The organism is Oleiphilus sp. HI0066 (genome assembly GCF_001635725.1).
This window is the reverse complement of the sequence record NZ_LWFH01001422.1, coordinates 1-25,692: the sequence shown is the minus strand read 5'-3', so window position 1 is coordinate 25,692 and position 25,692 is coordinate 1. Positions and strand designations below refer to the sequence as shown.

Here is a 25,692-nt window from a genome sequence, read left to right as displayed (position 1 = left end):
AAATATCTCGCGTGTTTATAGCCAATAGCGTTCTTCAGAAACTGCTTGAATAAGTCTTTGAATATCTTCAGGAAATACGTGGCCAATCGTGCCGATTCGGAAGCAATCTGCTTGGCTTACTTTTCCGGGGTAAATAACGAAACCGCGTTTTTTTAATCCGTCATAAAAGGTATTGAAGCGATAACTTTCATACTGCGGGTTTAAAAACGTACTAATAAATGGTGAGCGTAAATCACCTTGTAGTAAGGTTGTGAAGCCAAGCTTTTCGATGCCGGCGATAAGGGTATCTCTATTTTTCAAGTAGCGTTGATAGCGCGCTTCAACACCGCCTTCTTGTTCTAATTCGATAAGAGCTTGCTCAAATGCGCGTACAACATGAGTTGGTGATGTAAAACGCCACTTGCCAGGGTCTTTCTCCATCGCTTGCCATTGATCAAATAAATCTAAGCTGTGTGAGCGCGCTAGGCCTTCACATTTGGCAATAGAGGAATGCTTTGCGAGCACAAACCCAAAGCCAGGGACGCCTTGAATACATTTGTTGGCGCTACTGATTAAAAAGTCGATATTTAACTCAGCCAGATCAAGAGGAATGCCGCCGAAAGAACTCATAGCGTCGACAATGAAGGTGCAGTTGTTTTCTTTGCAGACATGACTGATGGGCTCAATGGGGTTGAGCATTCCCGTCGTTGTTTCGCAATGAACCATTGCGACATAGATGTCCCCGGAAAGCTCCTTTAACACCTGTTGTAGTTTGGCGGGGTCGACAGGAGATGTTTCTCCGTAATCGATCAGACTAAAAGGAATGTTCAGGATCGAAGCCATGGTTGCCATGCGTTGTCCATAGGCACCATTAGCGAGTATGACTAAATGTCCTGATGCGGGTATGACTGAACCAAGTGTTGCTTCGACAGAGGCTGAGCCGCTACCTTGCATCAACACAGCAGTGTATTCGTCTTGGTATTCCTCACTAGTTGCAAGTTTTACCAAGCGCTGTCTGACGCCTTGAACAAGTTGTTTGTAGTCATCATCCCAAGTACACCAATCGCGTAACATGGCATTTCTCACTCCGATGCTTGTTGATAGAGGGCCAGGAGTAAGAAGTAAATAAGGGTTTATCGGTGCATCCATTTTGGTCGTCATAAGTAAATCTCAAAATTATTGGTATATACCAGTTGAGCGAGATACTATGTGCACCTTTAGGTAAGGGTCAACGCTTTACCTGCAAAATTCATAAAAGTGAAATATACGGAGATCAGACAGTTGAGGTCTGATAGATAAAAGAATCATGGGTACATTAGCGAACGCAATAAAAGAGACTCTGACGGAAAATATCATGAGATGGAGAGGGGAAGGCGAGATGAAACTACCCTCTGAGCGATACTTGAGTGAGCAACATTCAACAACGCGGGTAACAATCCGAGAGGCTTTGAAGTTGCTAGAAACAGAAGGCTTGATTTATCGGGAGAACCGACGTGGTTGGTTTATATCCCCACCTAAATTGCGTTATGACCCAAGTGTTCATGGACGAGTTAGTTTTGTCGATTATGCAAGGCAACAGGGTTTTCAACCGAGTACCCAACTCCTTTCGATTAAGTTGACCGTAGCGGACCGCTATATAGCTTCGGAAATGCAAATTGCTGTTGGTAAGCCTGTATATCAAGTGAACCGCTTACGTAGCCTAAATGGACGGCCCGTTTTATATGAGCAAATGCTATTGCGGGCAGACCTGCTACCAAACTTAGATAGGTTTGATTTAGAAGGTTCTCTGCATGCGTTATTGCGCAGCGAGTATGGAATGACTGTGCAAAAAGCAGACTTTGAAATTTCGGTATCGATACTTCCAAATGACGTTGCTCAAGCCTTATCTGCACCAATGGGTGTATCGTCATTAAAGTTTCAGCGCAAGTATCGCAATCAGCATGGCGAGATCTTCGAATTTGATCATGAGCTATGGCGTCATGACGCCATTTCAATCAATTTTGATATTAACAACTAATTCGTTGAGTTTAATTCTTTGTTCTTCTGCCACTGACGCGAGGTCATAAAATTGTCATAACAAGTTCACTGTATTGTCACATTTGGATACTTAAATGTTTCTCACCTGGTCTATACCAATAACTTAGAGGAACAAGCCAATGGCTATGATGAAGACAATGAAGAAGTGTGTTGCAGGTGCAGCATTGATGGCCCTTAGTGGTCTTGGAATGGCTGCAACAGAATTAACTGTATATACAGCGTTTGAAGCAGAAGATCTGAAGCGTTATAAGGCAGAATTCGAAAACAAGAATCCTGATATCAAAGTCAATTGGGTACGCGACTCCACAGGCATCGTTACTGCTAAGTTGCTTGCTGAAAAAGAAAATCCGCAAGCAGACGTTGTTTGGGGTTTAGCGGGCACATCACTGCTTATTCTTAAAGATGAGCAAATGCTAGAAACCTATAAGCCTGTTGGTTTTGAAAAACTATCGCCGAAGTTCCGTGATAATAGCGCAGAAACGCAATGGGTAGGCCTAGATGCATGGATGGCTGGCTTATGTGTGAATACCGTTGAAGCACAGAAAGCGGGTTTGCCTATGCCAAGCTCGTGGGAAGATTTGACCAAGCCTGTCTATAAAGGCCATGTCATTATGCCTAATCCAAACTCTTCAGGTACTGGCTTCTTAGATGTATCAAGCTGGCTACAAATGTTCGGAGAGGACAAAGGTTGGGAATACATGGATGCGCTTCACGAAAACATTTCACGTTATACCCACTCTGGTTCAAAGCCTTGTAAATTGGCCGCCGCTGGTGAAACGCCTATTGGTATTTCATTTGCATTTCGTGGCGCAAAAGAAAAAACAAAAGGCGCACCAGTTGAAGTGGTCTTTCCTTCAGAAGGTTTAGGCTGGGACGTAGAAGCGGCAGCGATTGTTAAAGGTACTGACAAGCTAGACGCTGCGAAAAAGCTTATGGACTTTGCAGTCTCTGAAGATGCAATGCGTATGTATAACGTTGGTTATGCAATTGTTGCAATACCAGGTATTGCAAAACCAGTTGAGCATTTCCCAGAAAATGCTGAAGAACTCATCATAGATAACGATTTTGGTTGGGCTGCTAAGAACCGTAAAGACATTTTGTCTACGTGGGCTAGCCGTTACGACGGAAAATCTGATCCGAAGTAAGGCTTTCCCAACCAGCCACGACTCCGACGTAGCTGTTGTTGCGCGGTGCCTTTGGGCACCGCTTTTTTGAGTTCTACCCATCCATTGTCTGCGAGTCTCATTATGAGTTTTTTAAGCGTAAATCAACTTTCTAAGTCATTCGGAAATTTCAATGCTGTCGATCATGTGTCATTTGAAATTGAAAGAGGAGAATTTATTTGTTTTCTCGGGCCATCAGGCTGCGGAAAAACGACGCTGCTTAGAATGATTGCGGGCCTCGAATTGCAGGATGAGGGGACAATTATTCAAAATGGAATCGATATTTCTCGGTTGCCAGTAAGTCAGCGTGACTTTGGGATTGTGTTCCAAAGTTATGCTTTATTCCCGAACCTGAACGTGTCGGAAAACATTGAATATGGTTTGAAGAATGCAAAGGTCAAGAAAGCCGAGCGACGGGCGCGCGTTACTGAACTTGTTGCCTTGATGGATCTTCATGAGCACGTCGATAAATATCCTCAACAGCTGTCTGGTGGTCAGCAACAGCGTGTTGCTTTAGCGCGTGCTTTAGCGCTGAAACCGAGTTTACTGTTACTGGATGAGCCATTGTCAGCACTTGATGCAAAAGTGCGCACAAGGTTGCGATCTGAGTTAAAACAGTTACAAAAACGCTTAGGCATTACCACTATTATGGTGACGCACGACCAAGAAGAGGCCCTGAGTATGGCCGATAAAGTGGTTGTGATGAATCAAGGCAGAATTGAACAATGTGCTTCGCCTAATTTGGTGTATCGCAAACCGGCATCAGAATTCGTTGCAGACTTCGTTGGGTCGATGAATATTTTCTCGCTTGAAGCTGAGCGTGAAAGTCAGGCGACGAAAGACTTGCAGACCCATTTAGATCTTCATTCGACAAGTGCTTCTCTCGCAATTCGTCCAGAGCATTTGGTGTTAGAGGGTGATGTAGAGTTCGGTCTTGCGAGTGAGAAAGGCGTCGTTGTCTCAGCTCGCGTCGAGGCAATTGAGTATTTCGGCCGATTCGTTTCTATTCAATTGGTATGTGATGCTTGGGGTAAGAGTCTCGAAATAGATTTGCCATCTACCAAGCTGCAATTTTTTGACTTGAGTTTAGGCGCACAGCATAAAGTTGCCTTGCCGAAAGAAGCGCTGCATGTGTTTTCTCAAGATGCGGAGACGGCTTAGTGACTACCTTAACTTTAAATCTTCGTTCTTGGTTTAACGGTTTATCTGAAACGGATCGAACTATCCGCTTGTTTGTTCAGTTGGGTGTTATTGGGGCATTGAGTGTCGCAATTTTGCTCCCTTTGTTTTCTTTACTGAGTAAAAGTGTTGAGGATAGTGATGGACACTTTGTTGGTCTGGATAACTTTTTAACGTATTTTGGTTCGCAGGGTTTACAGCAGTCTTTATCTAACTCCTTGTTTATATCTTTGGTCGTGACTTTAATTGTCGTGGTCTGCGCATTTCTTTACGCCTATGTACTAACGCACTCTCGCATTCCTGCAAAAGGGCTGTTTAGATTTTTAGCGATGTTGCCGCTGTTAGCGCCTTCTTTACTGCCAGCTATCGCGTTGATTTATATCTTTGGTAAGCAAGGTTTTTTGCGAGAATGGTTGTTCGGTGCCGAGATATACGGCCCTATTGGAATAGTGATGGGGAGTGTATTTTGGATTTTTCCGCACGCGTTCATGATTCTTTATACCGCTCTACGCCAGAACGATGCGCGCTTATATGAATCAGCAAATGCTTTGAAAACGAGTGCTTTTCGAACCTTTATGACGGTTACGCTGCCGAATGCTCGTTACGGACTGATTAGCGCTGCACTTGTTTCATTTACTCTTATGATTACTGACTTTGGTGTTCCCAAAGTGATTGGTGGTCAATATAACGTGCTCGCCACTGACATTTACAAGCAAGTTATCGGGCAACAGAATTTTCAAATGGGAGCGGTGGTGAGTCTCGTGTTATTGGCGCCTGTATTAATCACCTTTGTTGCTCAGCGTTATGTCGAATCGAAGCAAAAAGTCACCGTAACATCTAGCAGCAAGCCTTATTTGCCCTCTAAAAAGCTATCGCGTGATTTACTCGGTCTTTTGGTGTGTCTGCCTATTCTGGCATCGATGCTGCTCGTAGTTGGTACCGCGATTTATGCGTCTTTCGTGACTTATTGGCCTTATAATTTGTCATTTTCTCTGAACAATTATCAGTTTGATTTGATGGATGGCGGAGGCTGGGCCTCGTTTGGTAACTCTTTGCAGATGGCAGCTTGGACAGCTTTATTCGGCACTCTATTGATTTGGTTTGTCGCATACTTTAATGAGCGAGCTGCGCAGAATGTCTTCTTGAAGCGAATTGTTCATGCGCTCGCAATTTTGCCAATGGCTGTTCCTGGCATGGTGCTGGGTTTAGCATACATCTTCTTTTTTAATCAGCCTAACAATCCTTTGAACAGTGTGTATGGAACAATGACGATATTAGTTCTTTGTACTGTTGCGCACTTTTATACCGTGAGTCATCTAACGTTTTTAACTGCGTTGAAGCAGCTAGATAAGTCTTTTGACGAAGCAGCTGAGTCGATGAAGGCAGGTTGGTTTAAGCGCTTTATAAACGTCAGTACGCCACTGTGTTTGTTGACCATTGTAGATGTGTTTTCCTACATGTTTATTAATGCGATGACTACTGTATCAGCCGTTGTTTTCTTGTATTCGCCAAACACGATTCTCGCTTCGATTTCTGTACTAAATATGGATGATGCGGGTGATCTTGCACCGGCCGCTGCAATGGCGGTTTTGATTATGGCCGCATGCGCTAGCGCACGTTTACTGCATTGGCTCGTCACTGAGCTGATCTCGCGTTACCTGCAACCATGGCGCAATAGAGCAGTATAGAAATGGCGCTTGGTAAAGTTAACTCAAATGTTGTCGATGTGCTCGTTATTGGTGCCGGCATACTGGGCGCGTCGACAGCCTCTTATCTTTCAAGAATGAATAAAAAAGTGGCGATTGTTGATGCGCAATTGCCTATGCGCGGAACCACCGCGCAAGCTGCATCGGTGTTGATTCGTCATCGGGCGGATAGCACACGGCAAGCCATGATGGACGAGACGTACCATAAGATTTTATCTTTCGAACAAGATAAGCCAGATAGTACTGGCTTTATGCAAACGGGCTGCGTGCATGTTGGTGGAACACCAGCTGCTGATGCAAGCGCCATGAGGGCTCATGATAGCGCTCACGACGCAGGTAGAGAGAGTGCGTTTCTTCGCCCCCAGCAACTTAAAAAGATTTGTCCTTGGTTAAACGTCTCTAAGGAGGCGGCTGTTTGTTTAGATGAACAAGACGGTTATGTTGATGCGTATTCGCTTGGCAATGCTTATTTAACTGATGCGGTGAGTCATGGCGCCCGACTAGTAGTTGAACGTTTTGCACATTCTTTGATGATAGATGGACAAGGCTGTTTAACAGGGGTGAAGTTTAGTGATGGTGGATGTATTTATGCTGACTCTGTCGTTTTATGTGCAGGCCCATGGAGCACTAAATTTTTATCACATGTTGATGTGATGTTACCGATGGCGCCAGTTCGTAGCCAATATTGGATGGTTGATGGTATTTCATCTCTTGATCGTTTTAGTCCTATTACAGTGATTCCAGACGCCTCTTGTTACACCAGGCCCGATGGTAATGATCTTTTATTTGGTTATCGTGATAGCTCGATGATTTATGGTAGCCCTGAGGAGCTTCCGATTGATCTGTTTGGGTATCAGTTCGATAAGAGCGAAGGTGAACGCGATTTAGAGGAGGCTTTTTTAGCGCTTGAGCCCTTTGTTCCGAGTCTGTTGAATGCCGGGATTAAACACTACACAGCGGGAGTATCTAGTTACACGCTCGACGGGCAGTTTGTTCTTGGTTCGGTTGAGTCCATTCCTAACCTTTATGTTGGAACAGGATGTTGCGGTTCAGGTATCGCGATGAGTGCAGGCTTTGGGAGAGTATTGAGTGAACTTGCGTGCGGATTAACGCCCTATTTGGATATCAGTGCATACGCGCCAGACAGAATGCCTGACGCCATGCCTTTTGATCCTACTTTTCAATATCAATGCGCCGCGGCACGGTCACGAAAAGCGTAAGTAGAGCGGGTTAGCAGCGTCTTTGTAAATTGCACTGCACCATAATACGCGTCGCGATTTCTTCAACGGAATAATCGGTAGTATTCATGCTTGGCAGGCGCTCTCGTCGATACATGAGTTCTACTTCTTCTACTTCGTAATTGCATTGTTTCATCGTTGCGTAACGTGAGTTTGGTTTTCGTTCGTGGCGGATGAGAGACAGACGCTCTGGGTCGATCGTGAGCCCAAACAGTTTCTCGCGATAGTTTTTGAGTGTTGCAGGGAGTTTTTGATCTTCGATGTCTTCCTCAGTAATCGGGTAGTTTGCTGCACGAATCCCGTACTGCATCGCAAGATACAAGCATGTTGGTGTTTTGCCGCTGCGTGATACACCAATTAAGATAACGTCTGCTTCATCATAGTGCTTGGTTCTTGCTCCGTCGTCGTTATGAAGTGCATAGTTGATTGCCTCCATACGATCTTCGTATCCAGAACTTTCGCCAATTCTCGCGCGTCCCACTTCTTCACTAGGTTTGGCATTAAGCTCGTCGGTTAATGGGCCCAAGAATGCTCCAAATACATCGATTTTTAATGCGTTACTGCTAGCGATTATTTTACGAATATCGTCATCGACAAGTGTGTCGAAAACGATTGGTCTCGCGCCATCTATTTCTGCTCTCGCATTAATGCGTTCTACAACTTCTTCTGCTTTTTCGATGGTGTCTACGTAAGGTAGTGTGTCCTTTTCAAACTCAATTTGATCGAAGCGTTTTAGTAGGCTCACTCCAAGTGCTTCACTGGTAATTCCAGTGCCATCAGAGATGAAAAATGCAGTTCGTTTGTTACTCATATTCTTCGGTACCGCGTAAAGAGAAATAGATATTTAGATTGCCCGTTATTTAGGCCTTTCTGATGCTGAATTAAGCTAGCATAAAGTGGTATGATGCGCACCTTTGAAAATCTAGCATTCTAAGAATAGAGAGTTTGAAGTCGCGTCTAATCGTACGCGAACTCCCTGTCTCTGGCGTTTATTGTTTTTGGCGACTTACGGTTAATAGGAGCTTCGTCTTGCAAGAATATATTGTTTGGTTCGATCACTTAGGGATGAATGATGTCGAACGTGTTGGTGGAAAGAACGCCTCTTTAGGGGAAATGATCGCAAACCTTAGCGGCGCAGGTGTTCGAGTGCCGGGCGGTTTTGCCACAACCGCGTATGCGTTTAACGAATTTTTAGCAAATGATGGCCTTGCTGATCGCATTCATAAGACTCTAGATGCACTAGATGTTGATGATGTAAATAAGCTTGCTGAAGTTGGTGCTGAAATCCGATCTTGGGTGATGGATACGCCGTTTCCAAAGCAATTAGAAGATGAGCTCGACAAAGCATTTGCTGAGCTTCAATCTGGCAATGATGAAATGGCTGTAGCCGTTCGTTCATCAGCAACAGCAGAAGATTTGCCAGAAGCCTCGTTCGCAGGCCAGCAAGAAACTTTTTTGAACGTGCAGGGTATTGATGCAGTCAAACATGCGGTAAAAGAAGTATTTGCATCTTTGTTCAACGACCGTGCGATTTCGTATCGTGTACACCAAGGGTTTGCGCATATTGATGTGGCGCTATCTGCAGGCATTCAAAAAATGGTGCGTAGTGAGACGGCCTCAAGCGGTGTTATGTTTACGCTTGATACGGAATCTGGTTTCCGTGATGCCGTATTTATCACGTCCTCTTACGGTCTTGGGGAAATGGTTGTTCAAGGCGCGGTAAACCCTGATGAATTTTATGTGCATAAGCCAACTTTCGAAGCAGGGCGGCCAGCAATTTTGCGTCGTAACCTCGGCAGCAAAGCTCAGAAAATGATTTATGCGACAAGCGGTGATGAGCTTGTTGAAACTGTCAAAGTAGATAAAGCAGACCGTTTTAAATTCTCTATTACTGATCAAGACATTAACGAGTTAACGCAACAAGCGCTAATTATTGAAAAGCACTATGGCCGACCAATGGATATTGAGTGGGCGAAAGATGGTGACGACGGCTTGATTTATATTGTTCAAGCGCGACCTGAAACCGTTAAAAGCCGATCTAGCAGTGCAGTACTAGAACGTTATCTGATGAAAGAGACGGGTAATGTGCTCGTCGAAGGTCGAAGTATTGGTCAGAAAATCGGTAGCGGGCCAGTTCGTGTTGTGGATGTTTTAGCAGACATGGATCAGGTCCAAGAAGGTGATGTATTGGTTACTGACATGACGGACCCTGATTGGGAACCAGTTATGAAGCGTGCTTCTGCGATTGTCACAAATCGCGGTGGTCGTACTTGCCACGCTGCAATTATTGCCCGTGAACTTGGTATACCTGCTGTAGTGGGCTGTGGCGATGCGACAGAAAAACTGAAGTCGGGCGATAAAGTAACTGTTTCATGTGCCGAAGGTGATACAGGCTTTATTTATGAAGGCTTGCTTGATTTTGAATTGCGTGAAAACTCAATTGAATCAATGCCTGACCTACCATTCAAAATTATGATGAATGTTGGTAACCCTGATCGAGCGTTCGATTTTAGCGCCTTGCCAAACGAAGGTGTTGGCTTGGCTCGCTTGGAATTTATCATCAACCGTATGATCGGTGTGCATCCTAAAGCATTGTTGAATTACGATGCCTTGCCTTTAGAAATCCAAGAAACGGTTGACAAGCGCATCTCGGCTTACAACTCTCCTGTTGATTTCTATGTCGATAAGCTTGTTGAGGGTATTTCATCCTTGGCTGCTGCGTTCTATCCGAAGAAAGTGATCGTTCGTTTGTCTGACTTTAAGTCAAACGAATACGCGAATTTGATCGGTGGGAATTTATACGAGCCAGATGAAGAAAATCCGATGCTCGGTTTCCGTGGCGCATCACGTTATATCTCTGAAACTTTCCGTGACTGTTTTTATTTGGAGTGTCAGGCGCTTAAACGAGTGCGTGAAGAAATGGGTCTGGATAACGTCGAAGTGATGGTGCCATTCGTTCGAACCGTTGGTGAAGCGAAGCAGGTTGTTGAACTTCTTGAGTCTCAAGGTCTTAAGCGTGGCGAGAACGGTCTTCGTGTAATCATGATGTGTGAATTGCCAGCGAATGCCATTTTGGCAGAGCAATTCTTAGAGTACTTTGATGGTTTCTCTATCGGCTCGAATGACTTAACCCAATTGACGCTCGGTCTAGACCGAGACTCTGGCATCATCGCGCATCTTTTTGATGAGCGAAATGAAGCGATCAAAGCTTTGTTGAGTAATGCTATTCAAGCATGTAAGAAAGCAGGTAAATATGTCGGTATTTGCGGACAGGGCCCTTCGGATCACCCAGATTTCGCGCGCTGGTTAATGAATGAAGGTATCGATACTGTGTCATTAAACCCTGACTCTGTGCTTGATACGTGGTTCTATCTTGCAGAAGAAGAGCAGTAAGTAGTTAAAAGGAATAAGAATATGAGTGAAGAAAAAATTATCACCCCAGATTTATGTGACGAGTACCCAGACTTAGTTGAAGTCGTAGAACCAATGTTTCACAACTTTGGCGCGGTCGATGCGTTTGGTGGCGAGATCGTGACTGTAAAGTGTTTTGAAGATAACTCGGTAGTGAAAGAGCAAGTTGGCCTACCAGGCGAAGGCCGAGTTATGGTCGTTGATGGCGGTGGTTCAAAGCGTAATGCATTGCTAGGCGATATGCTTGCAGAGAAAGCTGCTGCAAATGGTTGGTCTGGGTTGATCATTTACGGCTGCATTCGCGATGTCGACGTGATTCGCCAAACGCAATTAGGCGTACAAGCGCTTGGTACAAATCCTCGTAAGACAGAGAAGCGTGGATTAGGTGATCTAAATGTTGAGGTGAAATTCGGCGGCGTTGTATTCAAACCAGGACATTACGTTTATGCGGATAACAACGGCGTGATTGTCTCGCCAGAGCCTTTGAGCATGCCTGCTTAAAACTTCGGTTGCGCTAAAAAAGCCCAGTCAAATGACTGGGCTTTTTGTTATTGGATCTAAATTGTCACTCTTGTTCCGACTCTGTGCCAGACTGTTCAAGTTCTTCTAATTCCGCGCGTTTAGCTTTTGAAATATAGGTCGACTTCTTTTTAGGCGCACGTTTAGCCGCCTCTTTTTTCATTCGCTTTTTATTGATTTGTTTGATTTTTTTTTGTCTGTTCATAGAGCTCTGTTTAAGTTTTTAATAAATAGGGGTGGTATCTTTAGAAAGTAGATCAATTATCTGAAGCTAGCAGAAAATAAAGATGAGTAATAAATACGACAAGTATAAGAAAAAGAAGTTTTGGAAAGAAATGTTACCTGCTTTAAGCATTTCTGGAACTGAAAACAAAGTAATCCCTGAATCCAAGTATTTTGATTTAGAGCTAAATCGAAGCACTTTGGTCGCGGAAGGCTATCAAGAATTTCCTGAGGTCTTATCCAATAAAGAGGTTACAAAACTTCGGGATGGAATTATTGCGCTTCATAAAAATCAGATGTTGCCCGTTTTCTGCATGTTGTTCGATGAATATTGGCAATGTGTTGCTAAATTTCAAAAGTTATTAGTCAATGTGTTGGGCGCAGAGGCTTTGATGCTGCCTGATTTTTGGGCATGGCATGTTGACCCGAAGAAAAGTGAGTCTGGATGGGGGCCGCATAGAGATAAACTCTCCAATACATTGACTCATGATGGTATGCCAAAAAGCTTAACAATGTGGATTGCTTTGAGTGATGCGACTCCGAAAAATGGGTGTATGTATATGGTCCCCGCAGATCAAGATCCATATTATCTTTCGTTTGATACGAAAGACGTTCCCACGGACATGCAGTCAGTTAGAGCGCTTCCAGCAAAAGCTGGGACTGCATTTATATGGAATCAAAGAGTGTTCCATTGGGGGGGTAAGAGTCAGAAGACGAGTGTTTCGCCTCGAATTAGTATTGCATTTGAATTTCAGAGGGGTGACATCGCTCCTTACAATGAGCCTCTCTTGCCTCTACAGCTATTCCCAGATTTTGAAACCCGCTTGAGGTTAGTTGGTAAGCAAATCCTCCAGTACAGGCATATGTATGGTTTTTCTGACGATTTGACGTCATTAGCTCAAAGCTTTTTTAAAACATCAGGCTAGCTTAGTGGTGACTCAAAGATTCACTCGCCGCGAAGGCGGAAGCCCATGCCCATTGAAAGTTAAAGCCGCCTAGATGTCCGGTAACGTCAAGAACTTCGCCGATCAGAAATAAGCCTTTTTGCTTTTTACTTTCCATTGTTTTGGAAGATACTTCATCTGTATTGACTCCGCCTAGCGTTACTTCAGCGGTGCGATAGCCTTCTGTGCCAGAGGGTTTGAGTGTCCAAGATTTTAGTTGCTGGGCAATCTTGCGCAGTGCTTTATCTTGCATTTCGCCCATTGGTGTTGTGGCTAGGTCCTTCCAAAACAGATCTTCAAGTTCTTGCACGAAAGATTTAGCTAGGCTCTTTGCGAGTATATTTTTGAGTATGGCCTTTGGTGCATTTTGTTTTGCCTCAAAAAGAACTGCTTCGATATCTGTTTCTGGAAATAGATTGATCTGTATTTCTTCTGAAGTGTGCCAGTAATTTGAAAGTTGCAATGCCGCGGGGCCAGATATCCCTCGGTGTGTGAACAGTATGTTCTCTCGAAACGTGCGTCGCTCGTTATACATCGCGCTGTCATGCGCCAAACCAGACAAACGTTCGGTAAGCCCTTTGGTGGCATCACTGAAGGTGAATGGAACAAGACCTGCCCGAGTGGGAAGAACCGAATGCCCAAATTGTTCTGCAACTTGATAACCGAACCCGCTAGCGCCCATTGTAGGAATAGATAATCCGCCGCTCGCGATGACTAATTGCTTAGCCTTGAAAGTACCGATATTTGTTTTGAGAACGAAATAATCGTTCTCGTATTGAATGTTATCGATATCGCACTTAGTGCGAATGTCGACCTTATCCGGCGGACACTCTTCTATGAGCATCTTAAGAATGTCTTTGGCGCTATTGTCGCAAAACAATTCGCCATGTTTGCGCTCGTGATAGGGGATTTGATGCTTTTCGACCAGTGAAATAAAGTCCCACTGTGAATATCGACTTAGCGCAGATTTAACAAAATGAGGATTTGCACAGAGATAGTTGTCGGGCTCGACAAAGTAATTAGTGAAGTTACAGCGTCCCCCGCCAGACATGAGTATTTTTTTGCCGACTTTATTTGCGCGATCTAGTACAACCGTATGTAGGCCTTTTTGTCCAGCAAATCCTGCGCACATTAATCCTGATGCGCCGCCACCAATAATGATCACGTCGCTGGTGGTAATGTAGTCATTCATAAGTATTAGCTAGATAAAGAGGTGGGGAAGTCTTCTTTGTATAGTTTTATATCTTTGATACTTCCAGATTCGGGGACTTTTGCATACCAAATGTGTTGATCCCAATCACCTAATACAATGCGTTTAGCAGGTTGGTTGTTGGCCGTGATCTCGTGAATGTCTGGTCGATGAGTATGTCCGTGAAGCAAAGCTTGTGTTTGTTTTTCTTCTAAAAGCTTGGTTATTTCTTCAGGGGTAACATCCATAATTTCAGTGTCTTTGCCCTTGTTCGACGCCATGCTCATTTCACGTAATTGCCTAGCGGTGGTGAGTCGGTCTGCGAGAGGTCGTGCTAGAAATGTTTCGCAAAATCCAGGGTCTCTAAGCATTTGGCGCAACTTCATATACGCCAGATCTTTGGTGCAAAAACTGTCGCCATGCGCTAGAAGTAATGGTTCGGCATTCAAGTTAATAGTGCTTGGATCTTGAAGCACTTCAACGCCTGTGTCTTTCGAAAATTGTTGGCCAATCAAAAAGTCACGATTGCCTGCCATAAAGAAGGTTTTGACGCCGCTTTCGGTTAGTTGAGCAAGACGCTTTTTGACCGATTGTTGAAGGAGCGTGTTTTCATCATCCCCGACCCAAGCTTCGAAGAAGTCTCCAAGGATATAAAGCTGACTTGCGTCGGATTCTATTTTGTCGAGAAAATAGAAAAAGGCTTCGGTTATATCTGGTCGAGACTCTTCTAAGTGTAAATCGGAGATGAAATAGATCATTGAATTAAGCGCTTGCTTCTACAACGCTTGCTGATTCAATAATCACTTCGTTCACTGGTACGTCTTGGTGGCCAGCTTTCATTGTGGTTTTGACGCTTTTGATTTTTTCAACAACATCCATGCCTTCCGCAACTTTACCGAAGACCGCGTAACCCCAGCCTTCAGTTGTCTCAGAGGTGTGGTTAAGGAACGCGTTATCAGAAACGTTAATAAAGAATTGAGCAGAAGCTGAATGCGGATCCATCGTGCGCGCCATGGCGATTGTGCCGATGTCATTGCTAAGACCATTGTTTGCTTCATTTTCAATGGTTTCGCGCGTTGGCTTTTGGTTCATATCGACATCAAAACCGCCGCCTTGGATCATGAAATTGTCGATAACGCGGTGAAAAATTACGCCGTCATAAAAACCGTCTTTCACGTATGCTTCGAAGTTTTTAGCGGTTACTGGAGCTTTTTCATAATCAAGTTCCAAGGTGATGTCGCCGTAATTAGTTTTCAATAAAATCATAGTTATTCCGTTGGATCTACAGATACATGATGCCAGTGCCAGTTAGTCGCACTCAGCCATTCGGCGCCGATTGTACAGTTTTGGGCTGTCAGACTAAACACTTGGGGGGATTAGTTTTGCTGAGGACGATTAATTTTTGTTGTGATTTGCGGCTAAGGGTTTGTTTTAAAAGCAGTTAGCTTCTATCGTAAAGACTTATCTGAACTCGTTAAAGATTGAAAAGTTTAATAATAAATAGGCAAATTATGTTGTTAGATGCTCCATTGACGGCGCTCAATGTCCCGCGCGTTAAAGCTCGATTAAGTAAAACAAGTGTTATCCCTGATTCTCTGGCTCAGGTCACATCGATCGATAAAACGCAAGAAAGAAACCCCGAATCAGTTGGAATGACGGCTAAAAATGTAGAGTCAATTTGGCGATCTGTTGAGGGTGTCTATCAGACGGGTACGCATCCCGCTATTTCTTTTTGCTTGCGACGTAAGGGTGAAGTGGTCTTGCAGCGGTCCATTGGACATGCTTCAGGTAATGGACCAGCAGACCACAAGTTGGCACCTAAGGTCTTGATGCGACCTGAAACTCCCATGTGTTTTTTCTCAGCTTCTAAAGCGGTCACAGCACTATTGATGCATATGTTAAACGAGAAGAAACTGATCAATCTGCATGATCCGATTAGTTTTTATCTTCCTGAGTTTGCCCGCAATGGCAAGAAAAACATCACGATTCATCAGGTGCTATCGCATCGCAGTGGTATTCCCGGTTTGCCTGAGGGGCTGCCGGTAGAAACTTTATGGGATAACGATACGATTTGGCGTTTATTATGCGATGCGGAGCCTGACTCGCCACGCGGTGACAAGTTGGCGTATCATGCGCTGACGGGCGGTTATATTCTCGAGCGTGTGGTCAGCAAGGTCACTGATAAGACGATTCAGCAAGTCTTAGATGAGCGTATTCGTAAGCCGATGGGCATGAAATACTTTAAGTATGGTATTGATGATGAATATGCAGACCGCGTCGCGATGAACTATGCGATAGGCTTGAAACCGCGTTTCCCAATTTCATATTTGATTAAACGCGCATTAGGTGGGCCTTTAGATTTGGTCGAAGATGTGACAAACGATCCTCGATTTCTGTCCGCGGTGATTCCAGCAGGCAATATTATGGGAACAGCAGAAGAAATGAATCGCTTTTTCCAGATGATGCTTAACGGCGGTGAATGGAAGGGAAAGCAAGTAGCGAAGGAGATTACGATTCGTCGAGCGATTCAAGAGGTTGCGAGTGTTCAGTTTGATCGTACCTTGATGATGCCAATGCGTTATAGCGCGGGTTTAATGCTTGGTGGCAAGCCAGTCGGTATTTGGGGTGCGAATAGTTCGGCTTGTTATGGGCATATTGGTTTAATCAATAAAATGGCTTGGGCCGACCCTCGAAGGGAGATTAGCGTTTCTCTTATGACTAGCGGCATTCCTATTGTTGCAAACAATATTCCTTCTCTTGTGCGTTTTGTTAACGCAATTTCTAAGAACTGTTCTATTACCAAGATATAAAACGTCTATTATAGAGGGCGCGTATTCCGGTATAATGCGCGCCCTTTCTATTGTTAGTTCTGTTCACTAGGTGAAACTCATATATGTCGGACACTGCACCAACTAAATCTAAGCACTTTCTTGAAACGATTATTGAAGAAGATTTGGCTTCAAATAAACACGAAGGTCGAGTTGTTACTCGCTTTCCTCCTGAGCCGAACGGTTATCTGCATGTAGGCCATGCGCGCTCAATTTGGGTTAACTTTGGTTTGGCGCAGCAATATGGCGGAGTTTGTAATCTTCGTTTTGATGACACAAATCCTGAGAAAGAAAGCCAAGAATTTATTGATGCAATTCAAGAGGATGTGCGCTGGTTAGGCTATGAATGGAATGGCGACGCACGTTATGCCTCAAGTTACTTTGATAAATTATATGAGTGGGCCTTACATCTTATTCGAGAAGGTAAGGCCTATGTGTGTGAACTCAGTGCGGAGCAAGCTTCTGAATATCGCGGTTGGGCGACTAAGCCCGGTAAAGACAGCCCTTATCGAGAGCGTTCTGTTGAAGAGAATCTAGACCTCTTTGAAACAATGAGAGCTGGTGGTTTCGATGAAGGGGCGGCTTCTCTTCGTGCGAAAATCGATATGGCTTCGCCAAATATGAATTTGAGAGACCCGATTCTTTATCGAATTCGCAAGGTTGAACATCACCAGACAGGTGATAAATGGTGTATTTATCCGAGCTATGATTTTGCGCATGGCCAAGAAGACGCGATCGAAGGCGTTACGCACTCCATCTGTACTCTGGAGTTTCAGTCTCATCGCGCTTTGTATGATTGGTTTGTTGAGAATCTTCCCGTTCCTACTAGGCCAACTCAGTATGAAATGGGGCGTTTGAACTTGAATTATACGGTCACCAGTAAGCGTAAGCTTAAGCAGCTTGTTGATGAGAATCATGTGGCGGGATGGGATGATCCAAGAATGCCAACCATATCAGGAATGCGTCGTCGTGGGTTTACTCCGAATTCGCTTAAAAGCTTCTGTGAAATGATTCCTGTAAGCGCTAAGAACAACAGTGATGTGGATGTAGCTCAGCTAGAAAAAGCGATTCGTGATGATTTGAATGAACAAGCTCCTCGCGCGATGTGCGTGATGAATCCTCTTAAAGTCACGGTCATTAATATTGATGAGGCTGACTCAGGTCTTGAGATGAAAGCTGCGAACCATCCAAACAAACCTGAGTTAGGCGAGAGAGTGATCCCATTCTCGGAAACGTTGTATATCGATAAAGCTGACTTCAATGAAGACAATACCTTGTCACGCAAAAAGTTTAAGCGCTTAGTGAGCGGAGAGTATGTTCGTCTTCGCAGTGCTTATATTATTAAGTCTGAAGAAGTGATTAAAGATGATGCGGGTGAAATCATTGAGCTTAAGGTCTCGCTTGTTCCGGGTACTGTCGGTGAGAACGTTGAGGGTGTAAAACCTCGCGGTGTGATTCACTGGGTCTCTGCAGAGCATGGAGTAAAAGCAACCATTCGCGATTACGATCGTTTGTTCTCCGACCCGAATCCTGATGCAGGTGAGGGTGATTTTTTAGCCCATATCAACCCGAATAGTTTGAAAGAATATGAAGGCGTTGTTGAACCAGCGTTAGCTGCAGCGAAGCCAGAAGATAGCTTTCAGTTTGAGCGAGAAGGGTATTTTGTTGCAGATCGTTTTGATCACGCGGCAGACAAATTGGTATTTAATAAAACGATCGGTCTTCGTGATGTTTGGAGTGGTAAATAATGTCTGAGCTTAAATTATTTAATACGCTGACTGGCAAGAAAGAAGTATTTAAACCTATCGAAGAGGGCAAAATTCGTATGTACGTCTGTGGTATGACGGTGTACGACTATTGTCATATTGGCCATGCTCGCGTGATGGTTGGCTTTGATGTGATTACGCGTTTCCTTCGTCATATCGGTTACGACGTCACTTACATTCGAAATATCACAGACGTTGATGACAAAATTTTTGCACGTGCGAATGAAAATGGCGAAGCGTTTGATGCCTTAACTGAGCGCTTTATTAATGCTATGCATGAAGATGAACGAGCATTGGGCACTTTACCTCCGACCCAAGAACCGCGCGCTACTGAGCATATGGGTAATATTATCTCGATGACTGAAACACTGATCGAGAAAGGCTTCGCCTACGCTGCTGATAATGGTGATGTTTATTATCGTGTTAAGAAGTTTGATGGTTACGGCAAACTCAGTAAGAAAAATATCGATGATCTGCAGTCCGGTGCGCGCGTTGGTATTGAAGAGTTGAAAGAAGACCCATTAGATTTTGCATTATGGAAAGCTGCAAAAGAGGGTGAGGCATACTGGGACTCTCCTTGGGGTAAAGGCCGTCCGGGCTGGCATATAGAATGTTCGGCAATGTCGACTTGTTGTCTTGGTAATACCTTCGACATTCATGGTGGTGGTCCTGATTTGAAGTTCCCGCATCATGAAAATGAGATTGCGCAGAGCGAAGCGGCTACTGGCGAAACCTATGTGAATTACTGGATGCATGCCGGCGCTGTCCGGGTTAATAAAGAGAAGATGTCTAAGTCTTTGGGTAACTTCTTTACTATTCGCGAAGTGCTTGAAAAGTACTCTCCTGAAGTGGTGCGTTACTTCCTCACATCAAGCCAATATCGCAGTCAAATTGATTATTCGGAAGCGAGCTTAGCGGAAGCGCAAAGCGCGCTAGATCGTATGTATCAATCTTTGCGTGGATTAGAGATTTCAGAAGTTGATCTTGAGGTCTCTTATGTTGACCGTTTCAAATCGGCAATGTGTGATGATTTCAATACGCCAGTTGCGCTAGCGGTGTTGTTTGATTTGGTTAAGGCACTTAATTCAGCGAAAGATGCAGCTGAGAAAAATCAGCTTGCATTTACGTTGAAGCAATTGGCTGGCGTTCTTGGTTTGCTTGAGTCGGATCCAGATGCTTATTTTAAACAAGCGCCGACACAAGATGGTGGACTGGCTGAAGATGAAATTGAAGCGTTGATTGCTCAGCGACTTCAAGCGCGTGCGGACAAAAACTGGGCTGAGTCAGATCGCATACGTGATGAGTTAGCCGAACAAGGCATTGTTCTTGACGATGGTAAAGATGGGACAACCTGGCGTCGCGCTTAGTTTACAAGTGTTTATGTGTAAAAAAGGCGACCTAAGGGTCGCCTTTTTTATTGATACGATATTGCTTTAGTCGTGAAGCTGCTCTGCAGCGTATAAGGTGTTTTCCATAAGTGTCGCTACTGTCATTGGTCCGACTCCACCGGGCACGGGAGTAATCCAACCAGCGCGTTCTTTTGTGATATCAAATTCCACATCACCAACAAGCGTCCCGTCTTCTAGGCGATTGATACCTACGTCAATAACAATAGCGCCGGGTTTAATCCATTCGCCTTTAACAAGGCCAGGTTTGCCAACCGCTACAACTACGATATCAGCTTGAGATACTTTTTCGGGAAGGTTTTGGGTGAAGCGATGGGTAGTAGTTACGGTGCAGCCAGCTAATAACAGTTCTAGGCCCATTGGGCGGCCGACGATGTTTGAGGCACCAACTATTACAGCGTCTTTGCCTCGTATTGTTTGTCCAGTTTTTTCGAGTAGAGTGATCACGCCTTTAGGTGTGCAAGGTCGTAAAAGTGGCATTCGCTGAGCTAAGCGACCTATATTAAAAGGATGGAAGCCGTCTACATCTTTGTCTGGTTTGATTTGCTCTAAAAGGTTGTCGCTATCAAGGTGGTCTGGAAGGGGAAGTTGGACAAGGATTCCATCTATTTCGGGGTCATTGTTATATTTGTCTATTAATGCTTCTAATTCGTGTTGTTGAGTGCTTTCCGGTAGAACGATCGCTTCGCTTTTAAATCCGACCTGCTCGCATGCATTGTTTTTGTTTCGAACATAAACTTCAGAGGCAGGATCATCGCCGACGAGAATGACGGCGAGTCCAGGACGTCGTTTACCCTGTTCGATCCTTTCAGCGACTTGTTTTGCGATCTCTTCCTTCAGTTGTGTGGCGACAGCTTTGCCATCAATTATTTGTGCACTCATGACTGTGTAACTGCTTTATATGGTTGCTATGTAGAATTGCGGGCATTTTGTCATGCTCATATCAGAATAAAAAGACTTTTACATAAGGGATTTGGTTGCTATTTATGCGCCGAAAAATAAATTAATAAATTAGTTGTTTTTGTTGTTGACGACCTGCAAAACCGTATGTATTATTCGCGCCATCTTGTTGAGGGGGTAACCCAAAGCAAGGCAAGTCGGGGTATAGCGCAGTCTGGTAGCGCGCCTGCTTTGGGAGCAGGATGTCGGGAGTTCGAATCTCTCTACCCCGACCACTTCTACAGCTAGTATATAGATAGTAGATAGGGTTCGAGCGCCCGTAGCTCAGTTGGATAGAGCAACGGCCTTCTAAGCCGTCGGTCGTAGGTTCGAATCCTACCGGGTGCGCCATTAAATGGTTGATCCGAGTAATGGTGGGCGTAGCTCAGTCGGTAGAGCTCAGGATTGTGATTCCTGCGGTCGAGGGTTCGATCCCCTTCGCCCACCCCAATATACTATATAAGTAAGGGCAACCCTTGCTGTAAGTAAAATATGTGCGAAAGTGGCGGAATTGGTAGACGCGCTGGATTTAGGTTCCAGTATCGCAAGATGTGAGAGTTCGAGTCTCTCCTTTCGCACCAAGTTTTACTTAGTTTGCAAAGTTTTTAATCCTAACTTTATATCCCTTCATTTATTGTGAATAAAGTGCTTGCCAAGTGCGGTATTGACTCTTACTATTCGTTCCCCATTATTTGCGTGCGGTTTGCCTGAGCGGTCTGGCTAGAAGGCGTTACGTTGCAGGCAAGCAAAGTTAATTAAGTTTTTGAGAATTGAGGAATTTCCATGCAAGTTTCTGTTGAAACAACATCTTCCATCGAGCGTCGCATCACTATTGGCGTTCCAGCAGAACAAATAGAAACGGAAGTAGAGCAGCGACTGCAGCAAACAGCGCGCACTGTGCGCTTAAACGGTTTCCGTCCAGGTAAAGTTCCAGCGAAAGTTGTTAAGAAGCGTTTTGGTGGTCAAGTTCGCCAAGAAGTTATCGGTGAATTGATGCGCAATTCATATATCGAAGCTCTAGGTAAAGAAGGCATTAACCCTGTTGGCTACCCTAAGTTTGAGCCGAAGCAGGTTGACGAAGGTAAAGACTTCGAGTTCGTAGCTGTTGTTGAGGTTTATCCAGAGCTTGAAAATATCGAGGTTGATGGAATTACTCTTGAAGAGCCAAATGCTGAGATTAAAGAAAAAGACATTAAAGAAATGATTGATGTGTTGCGTCGTCAGCATGGTACGCCTAAGTCTGTTAAGCGTAAGTCCAAAAAGAAAGACACTTTGGTTGTGGATTATAAAGGTTTCATTGGTGATGATCAGTTCCAGGGCGGAACAGCTGAAGATCAGCGAATCACACTTGGTTCAGGTCAAATGATTCCAGGCTTCGAAGAAGGTTTGGTCGGAGCCAAAGCTGGTGAAGAAGTTGAACTAAATGTTACTTTCCCAGAAGACTACGGTAACGAAGAATTGGCGGGTAAAGATGCTCGTTTTGAAGTTTCTGTAAAAGAGAATATCGAAATTAAACTTCCTGAAATGGACCAAGAGTTCTTCAGTAAGTACGGCGTAGACTCTGACGACGAAGATCAGTTTAAAGCTGAAGTCGTTAAGAATATGGAGCGTGAGCTTAAGAACGCGGTAGCAAATAACCTTAAACAGCAAATGGTGACACAACTGGGTGATCGTAACGATGTTGAAGTTCCACAAGGTTTGATTGATCAAGAGATTGATGCGATGAAACGTGAAGCTGTTCAGCAATTTGGCGGTGGTCAAGATATGGACTTGTCTCAGCTTCCAAATGAGTTATTCGCTGAGCAGGCGGCTAAGCGTGTTAAGACAGGTTTGTTGTTCGCTGGTATCGTTAAAGATAACGATATTAAAGCGGATGCAGCTAAGGTTGATGAGAAGATTCAAGAGATTGCAGGTACTTACGAATCACCTGAAGAGGTTATTGAGCACTACAATAAGCCAGAGAATCGTACACAGGTAGAAGCTGTTGTAGTTGAAGATGCGGTAATTGAGCTTCTTAAGGAAAAAGCAAAAACTAAGAAAAAGAAAATGTCTTACCAAGAAGCTGTGCAGTCTGCACAAGCGCAAGCGTAAACTTATTTTCTTTACAGGCCTGAAGAACGTTTGTTTTTCGGCTACACTTGAAAACAGCTGGTATTTTACCAGCTGTTTTTGATTTAGGGCTTGAAAAATGTCCGCACTGCCACGATGTAGGGAAAGGAAGATAAAATAATGAGCTACAGGGGTCCCATGAGCGAAGCACCATCAATTATTACCAATAGCGGCTTAGTGCCAATGGTTATCGAGCAAACCGCACGCGGCGAGCGTTCATTTGATATTTACTCGCGTTTGTTGAAAGAGCGAGTGATTTTCTTGGTAGGTCAAGTTGAAGACCACATGGCAAATTTGGTTGTAGCTCAGTTATTATTTTTGGAATCAGAGAATCCAGATAAGGATATTCACCTGTATATTAATTCACCGGGTGGGTCAGTTACTGCGGGGATGTCAATTTACGATACGATGCAGTTTATTAAGCCTGATGTTTCGACTTTATGTATTGGTCAAGCTTGTAGTATGGGGGCATTTTTATTAACGGGTGGTGCAAAAGGAAAGCGCCATTGTTTACCGAATTCAAGAATGATGATTCATCAGCCGCTTGGTGGATACCAAGGGCAGGCAACTGATATCGAAATACACACAAAAGAAATTTTGACGATTCGCGATAAGTTGAATCGTATTATGTCGCATCACACGGGGCAGGATCTTGAGACGATCGCGCGCGATACCGATCGTGATAATTTCATGGATGGCTCTGCGGCGGTCGATTATGGTTTAATTGATTCCGTGATCGAGAAGCGATAAGTATTAATATACCTGGCAGCGCTTGGTAGGCAGGGATGCCCGTTAACCAGTGTTGCGTGTAACAAATCAGGAATGGGAAAAAAAATGTCAGACGAAAAAAACGGTAAAGGCGAAGATAACGGTAAATTGCTTTACTGTTCGTTTTGCGGAAAAAGTCAGCACGAAGTAAGAAAGCTTATTGCGGGCCCGTCCGTCTTTATATGTGATGAGTGCGTAGACTTATGCAACGACATCATTCGTGAAGAAATTCAAGAGAGTACTGGGGAAGAGAGCAGCGATAGGCTTCCGGTTCCACAAGAAATCAAAACTACACTCGATGATTATGTTATTGGCCAAGACAGAGCCAAGGTTGTTCTGTCGGTTGCTGTATATAATCATTACAAACGATTGAAGTATGGTAGTGGCAAGTCTGATATAGAACTTGGCAAGAGTAATATTCTGCTTATTGGTCCTACAGGTAGTGGTAAAACTTTACTAGCTGAAACGCTTGCCCGTTTACTTAATGTGCCTTTTACAATCGCTGATGCTACGACTTTGACGGAAGCGGGTTATGTTGGTGAGGACGTTGAAAACATTATTCAAAAGCTTCTTCAGAAGTGTGATTACGATGTTGATAAGGCGCAGCGAGGCATCGTTTATATCGATGAGATCGATAAGATTTCGAGAAAGTCAGACAATCCATCCATTACTCGAGATGTGTCCGGCGAAGGTGTTCAGCAAGCTCTTTTGAAGTTGATCGAAGGTACTGTCGCTTCTGTGCCTCCGCAAGGTGGACGTAAGCACCCGCAGCAAGAGTTTTTACAGGTTGATACCTCTAATATTCTATTCATTTGTGGTGGTGCGTTTGCTGGTTTGGATAAGGTTATTCAGGATCGATCTGAGAAAAGTAGTATTGGTTTCAGTGCGACAGTCAAAAGCAAAGAAACGACAAAATCGGTTGGCGAGACTTTGTCTGATGTCCAGACAGAAGATCTAGTTCGATATGGTTTGATTCCCGAGTTTATTGGTCGCTTGCCAGTTGTGGCGACGCTCAACGAATTGGATGAAGATGCATTGATGCAAATTCTAACTGAACCAAAGAATTCGCTCACTAAGCAGTATCAGCAATTGTTTGAAATGGAAGGTGTCGAAGTTGATTTTCGTGAAGATGCGCTTAGAGCGGTCGCACGGCAATCAATGGAGCGAAAAACGGGAGCTCGAGGATTGCGTTCAATATTAGAAAATGTATTGCTCGATACCATGTATCACGTACCATCTGAAGATGGTATAAGCAAGATTGTGGTAGATGAGAGTGTTATAGAAGGCGAGACTGATCCTATTCGCATTTACGACAATAAAGATCAGGCGAAAGCAATGCCTGAATAATTCTGTCTTAGTATTTGATTAAAAAACCAGCCAATCGGCTGGTTTTTTCGTATTTAAAAATGATTTCTTTTTTTGTTGGACTAGCCTCCTTGTAAATATGCTGTTTGCCCATATCTACAAAATATTCACGCGAGTAGGAGATGCAATTAATGAGTGAGATAGAAAATAAGGTTGAAAATGAAGTGGTAGGTTTACCTATGTTGCCGCTTCGAGATGTAGTTGTATTTCCGTCTATGGTTGCGCCTTTGTTTGTGGGTAGAGAAAAATCTATTCAAGCATTGGAGGCCGCTATGGAGGCGGGTAAAAAACTCCTTCTTGTAACTCAAAAAGAAGCTAATCATGAGGATCCGGGCATCGATGAGTTGTATCGCGTTGGAACGCTCGCCACCATTTTGCAAATGCTCAAATTGCCGGATGGTACAGTAAAAGTTTTGGTTGAGGGTGAAAAGCGAGTTGTCGTTGATGCGATTAATGAAGAAGAGTTCGTCTCAGCGCAAATACATGACCTTGTTGAAAATATTCCTGAGGGTGTTGAGCTTCAAGCGCTGGCAAGTGCGTTGGTTAGTGAGTTTGAAAAATTCGCTAAGGTTAGTAAGAAGGTTCCGAATGAAGTCGTGAGCACATTGTCCTCGATTGAAGAGCCTTTGCGTTTGATTGATACGATTGCGACACATTTAGAGATGAAGATCTCAGATAAGCAGGAAGTATTGGAAGAGTCAGATGTTGTTCAGCGTGTTGAGTTTCTACTTGCTGTTATCGAAGGTGAGGTTGATCTTATTCAGGTAGAAAAACGCATTCGTGGACGCGTTAAAAAGCAAATGGAAAAGAGTCAGCGAGAGTACTACTTGAATGAGCAGATGAAAGCTATTCAAAAGGAAATGGGTACTCTTGGAGAAGGTGGCAACGAGTTTGAAGACCACTTCATTTTCAACCTTATTTTCT

The 25,692-nt window shown here is 44.1% G+C and carries 22 protein-coding genes and 4 tRNA genes; 19 read left to right on the top strand and 7 right to left on the bottom strand.

What is annotated here, in order from left to right; all coding sequences use genetic code 11:
* Positions 1 to 15 precede the first annotated feature (15 nt).
* Positions 16 to 1,140 (bottom strand): 2-aminoethylphosphonate--pyruvate transaminase, encoded by a 1,125-nt coding sequence (phnW, locus tag A3738_RS21705; RefSeq protein WP_231876728.1) that lies wholly within the window; start codon positions 1,138 to 1,140, stop codon positions 16 to 18.
* Between the two features lie 145 nt (positions 1,141 to 1,285).
* Between phnW and A3738_RS21700 the strand changes: the two genes are divergently transcribed.
* The 5 genes from A3738_RS21700 (at position 1,286) to A3738_RS21680 (ending at position 7,284) form a co-directional block, all read left to right on the top strand.
* Positions 1,286 to 1,996 (top strand): UTRA domain-containing protein, encoded by a 711-nt coding sequence (locus A3738_RS21700; RefSeq protein WP_068477077.1) that lies wholly within the window; start codon positions 1,286 to 1,288, stop codon positions 1,994 to 1,996.
* Positions 1,997 to 2,135: 139 nt separating this feature from the next.
* Positions 2,136 to 3,161, top strand: coding sequence for a putative 2-aminoethylphosphonate ABC transporter substrate-binding protein (locus A3738_RS21695; RefSeq protein ID WP_068477075.1), 1,026 nt, complete (start codon positions 2,136 to 2,138; stop codon positions 3,159 to 3,161).
* Positions 3,162 to 3,263: 102 nt separating this feature from the next.
* A complete protein-coding gene (locus A3738_RS21690) occupies positions 3,264 to 4,340 on the top strand; it encodes a putative 2-aminoethylphosphonate ABC transporter ATP-binding protein (protein ID WP_197472641.1) in 1,077 nt (358 codons plus the stop codon).
* The gene (locus A3738_RS21685; RefSeq protein ID WP_068503523.1) at positions 4,340 to 6,046 is read left to right on the top strand and encodes a putative 2-aminoethylphosphonate ABC transporter permease subunit; all 1,707 of its coding nucleotides are present in this window, start codon (positions 4,340 to 4,342) and stop codon (positions 6,044 to 6,046) included. Before A3738_RS21690 ends, A3738_RS21685 begins: the two co-directional genes overlap by 1 nt.
* 2 nt (positions 6,047 to 6,048) lie before the next feature.
* Positions 6,049 to 7,284 carry an FAD-binding oxidoreductase gene (locus tag A3738_RS21680; protein WP_068477070.1) on the top strand — a complete coding sequence of 412 codons (1,236 nt, stop codon included), beginning with the start codon at positions 6,049 to 6,051 and terminating at the stop codon, positions 7,282 to 7,284.
* Positions 7,285 to 7,294: 10 nt separating this feature from the next.
* On the opposite strand, the gene A3738_RS21675 is transcribed toward A3738_RS21680, so the two are convergent.
* A complete protein-coding gene (locus A3738_RS21675) occupies positions 7,295 to 8,113 on the bottom strand; it encodes a pyruvate, water dikinase regulatory protein (RefSeq protein ID WP_068477068.1) in 819 nt (272 codons plus the stop codon).
* 218 nt (positions 8,114 to 8,331) lie between these two features.
* Here A3738_RS21675 and ppsA point away from each other — a divergent pair, with 218 nt between their 5' ends.
* Positions 8,332 to 10,695 (top strand): phosphoenolpyruvate synthase, encoded by a 2,364-nt coding sequence (ppsA, locus tag A3738_RS21670; RefSeq protein WP_068477066.1) that lies wholly within the window; start codon positions 8,332 to 8,334, stop codon positions 10,693 to 10,695.
* 21 nt (positions 10,696 to 10,716) lie between these two features.
* Positions 10,717 to 11,214 carry a ribonuclease E activity regulator RraA gene (gene rraA / locus A3738_RS21665; RefSeq protein WP_068477064.1) on the top strand — a complete coding sequence of 166 codons (498 nt, stop codon included), beginning with the start codon at positions 10,717 to 10,719 and terminating at the stop codon, positions 11,212 to 11,214.
* A gap of 64 nt (positions 11,215 to 11,278) precedes the next feature.
* Here rraA and A3738_RS30100 read toward each other — a convergent pair whose 3' ends face one another.
* Positions 11,279 to 11,437 carry a DUF2986 domain-containing protein gene (locus A3738_RS30100; protein ID WP_156502270.1) on the bottom strand — a complete coding sequence of 53 codons (159 nt, stop codon included), beginning with the start codon at positions 11,435 to 11,437 and terminating at the stop codon, positions 11,279 to 11,281.
* An 82-nt stretch (positions 11,438 to 11,519) separates the two neighbouring features.
* On the opposite strand from A3738_RS30100, the gene A3738_RS21660 reads away from it, so the two are divergent.
* Positions 11,520 to 12,380: a phytanoyl-CoA dioxygenase family protein gene (locus A3738_RS21660; RefSeq protein WP_068477062.1), complete on the top strand. Its 861-nt coding sequence runs from the start codon at positions 11,520 to 11,522 to the stop codon at positions 12,378 to 12,380.
* 1 nt (position 12,381) lies between these two features.
* Here the strand turns inward: A3738_RS21660 and A3738_RS21655 are convergent, their stop codons facing one another.
* Genes A3738_RS21655 through A3738_RS21645 form a run of 3 tightly spaced genes read right to left on the bottom strand, consistent with a single transcriptional unit; the run spans position 12,382 to position 14,853 of the window.
* Positions 12,382 to 13,590, bottom strand: coding sequence for an NAD(P)/FAD-dependent oxidoreductase (locus A3738_RS21655; RefSeq protein ID WP_068477060.1), 1,209 nt, complete (start codon positions 13,588 to 13,590; stop codon positions 12,382 to 12,384).
* A 5-nt stretch (positions 13,591 to 13,595) separates the two neighbouring features.
* Positions 13,596 to 14,345: a UDP-2,3-diacylglucosamine diphosphatase gene (locus A3738_RS21650; RefSeq protein ID WP_068477057.1), complete on the bottom strand. Its 750-nt coding sequence runs from the start codon at positions 14,343 to 14,345 to the stop codon at positions 13,596 to 13,598.
* A gap of 4 nt (positions 14,346 to 14,349) precedes the next feature.
* Positions 14,350 to 14,853 carry a peptidylprolyl isomerase gene (locus tag A3738_RS21645; RefSeq protein ID WP_068477055.1) on the bottom strand — a complete coding sequence of 168 codons (504 nt, stop codon included), beginning with the start codon at positions 14,851 to 14,853 and terminating at the stop codon, positions 14,350 to 14,352.
* 245 nt (positions 14,854 to 15,098) lie between these two features.
* Between A3738_RS21645 and A3738_RS21640 the strand changes: the two genes are divergently transcribed.
* From A3738_RS21640 to cysS, 3 genes are all read left to right on the top strand, one after another.
* Positions 15,099 to 16,397: a serine hydrolase gene (locus tag A3738_RS21640; protein ID WP_068477053.1), complete on the top strand. Its 1,299-nt coding sequence runs from the start codon at positions 15,099 to 15,101 to the stop codon at positions 16,395 to 16,397.
* Between the two features lie 83 nt (positions 16,398 to 16,480).
* On the top strand, positions 16,481 to 18,163 hold the full coding sequence (locus A3738_RS21635; protein WP_068477052.1) for a glutamine--tRNA ligase/YqeY domain fusion protein: 1,683 nt from the start codon (positions 16,481 to 16,483) through the stop codon (positions 18,161 to 18,163).
* Positions 18,163 to 19,548 carry a cysteine--tRNA ligase gene (gene cysS / locus A3738_RS21630; RefSeq protein WP_068474475.1) on the top strand — a complete coding sequence of 462 codons (1,386 nt, stop codon included), beginning with the start codon at positions 18,163 to 18,165 and terminating at the stop codon, positions 19,546 to 19,548. The genes A3738_RS21635 and cysS overlap by 1 nt, the downstream gene beginning before the upstream one ends.
* A 66-nt stretch (positions 19,549 to 19,614) precedes the next feature.
* Here cysS and folD read toward each other — a convergent pair whose 3' ends face one another.
* Positions 19,615 to 20,469, bottom strand: a complete 855-nt coding sequence (folD, locus tag A3738_RS21625) for a bifunctional methylenetetrahydrofolate dehydrogenase/methenyltetrahydrofolate cyclohydrolase FolD (RefSeq protein WP_068477050.1) — start codon at positions 20,467 to 20,469, stop codon at positions 19,615 to 19,617.
* A 216-nt stretch (positions 20,470 to 20,685) separates the two neighbouring features.
* On the opposite strand from folD, the gene A3738_RS21620 reads away from it, so the two are divergent.
* From A3738_RS21620 to A3738_RS21585, 8 genes are all read left to right on the top strand, one after another.
* Positions 20,686 to 20,762 (top strand) — tRNA-Pro (locus tag A3738_RS21620).
* A 38-nt stretch (positions 20,763 to 20,800) separates the two neighbouring features.
* Positions 20,801 to 20,877, top strand: a tRNA-Arg gene (locus A3738_RS21615).
* 23 nt (positions 20,878 to 20,900) lie between these two features.
* Positions 20,901 to 20,976: transfer RNA gene (locus tag A3738_RS21610), tRNA-His, on the top strand.
* A gap of 46 nt (positions 20,977 to 21,022) precedes the next feature.
* Positions 21,023 to 21,107 (top strand) — tRNA-Leu (locus A3738_RS21605).
* 202 nt (positions 21,108 to 21,309) lie between these two features.
* Positions 21,310 to 22,617, top strand: coding sequence for a trigger factor (tig, locus tag A3738_RS21600; protein ID WP_068477048.1), 1,308 nt, complete (start codon positions 21,310 to 21,312; stop codon positions 22,615 to 22,617).
* Positions 22,618 to 22,755: 138 nt separating this feature from the next.
* Positions 22,756 to 23,385: an ATP-dependent Clp endopeptidase proteolytic subunit ClpP gene (gene clpP, locus A3738_RS21595; RefSeq protein WP_197472156.1), complete on the top strand. Its 630-nt coding sequence runs from the start codon at positions 22,756 to 22,758 to the stop codon at positions 23,383 to 23,385.
* Between the two features lie 84 nt (positions 23,386 to 23,469).
* Positions 23,470 to 24,750 carry an ATP-dependent Clp protease ATP-binding subunit ClpX gene (gene clpX, locus A3738_RS21590; RefSeq protein WP_068477154.1) on the top strand — a complete coding sequence of 427 codons (1,281 nt, stop codon included), beginning with the start codon at positions 23,470 to 23,472 and terminating at the stop codon, positions 24,748 to 24,750.
* 149 nt (positions 24,751 to 24,899) lie between these two features.
* A partial coding sequence (locus tag A3738_RS21585) for an LON peptidase substrate-binding domain-containing protein (RefSeq protein ID WP_197473959.1) occupies positions 24,900 to 25,692 on the top strand: 793 nt, incomplete at its 3' end.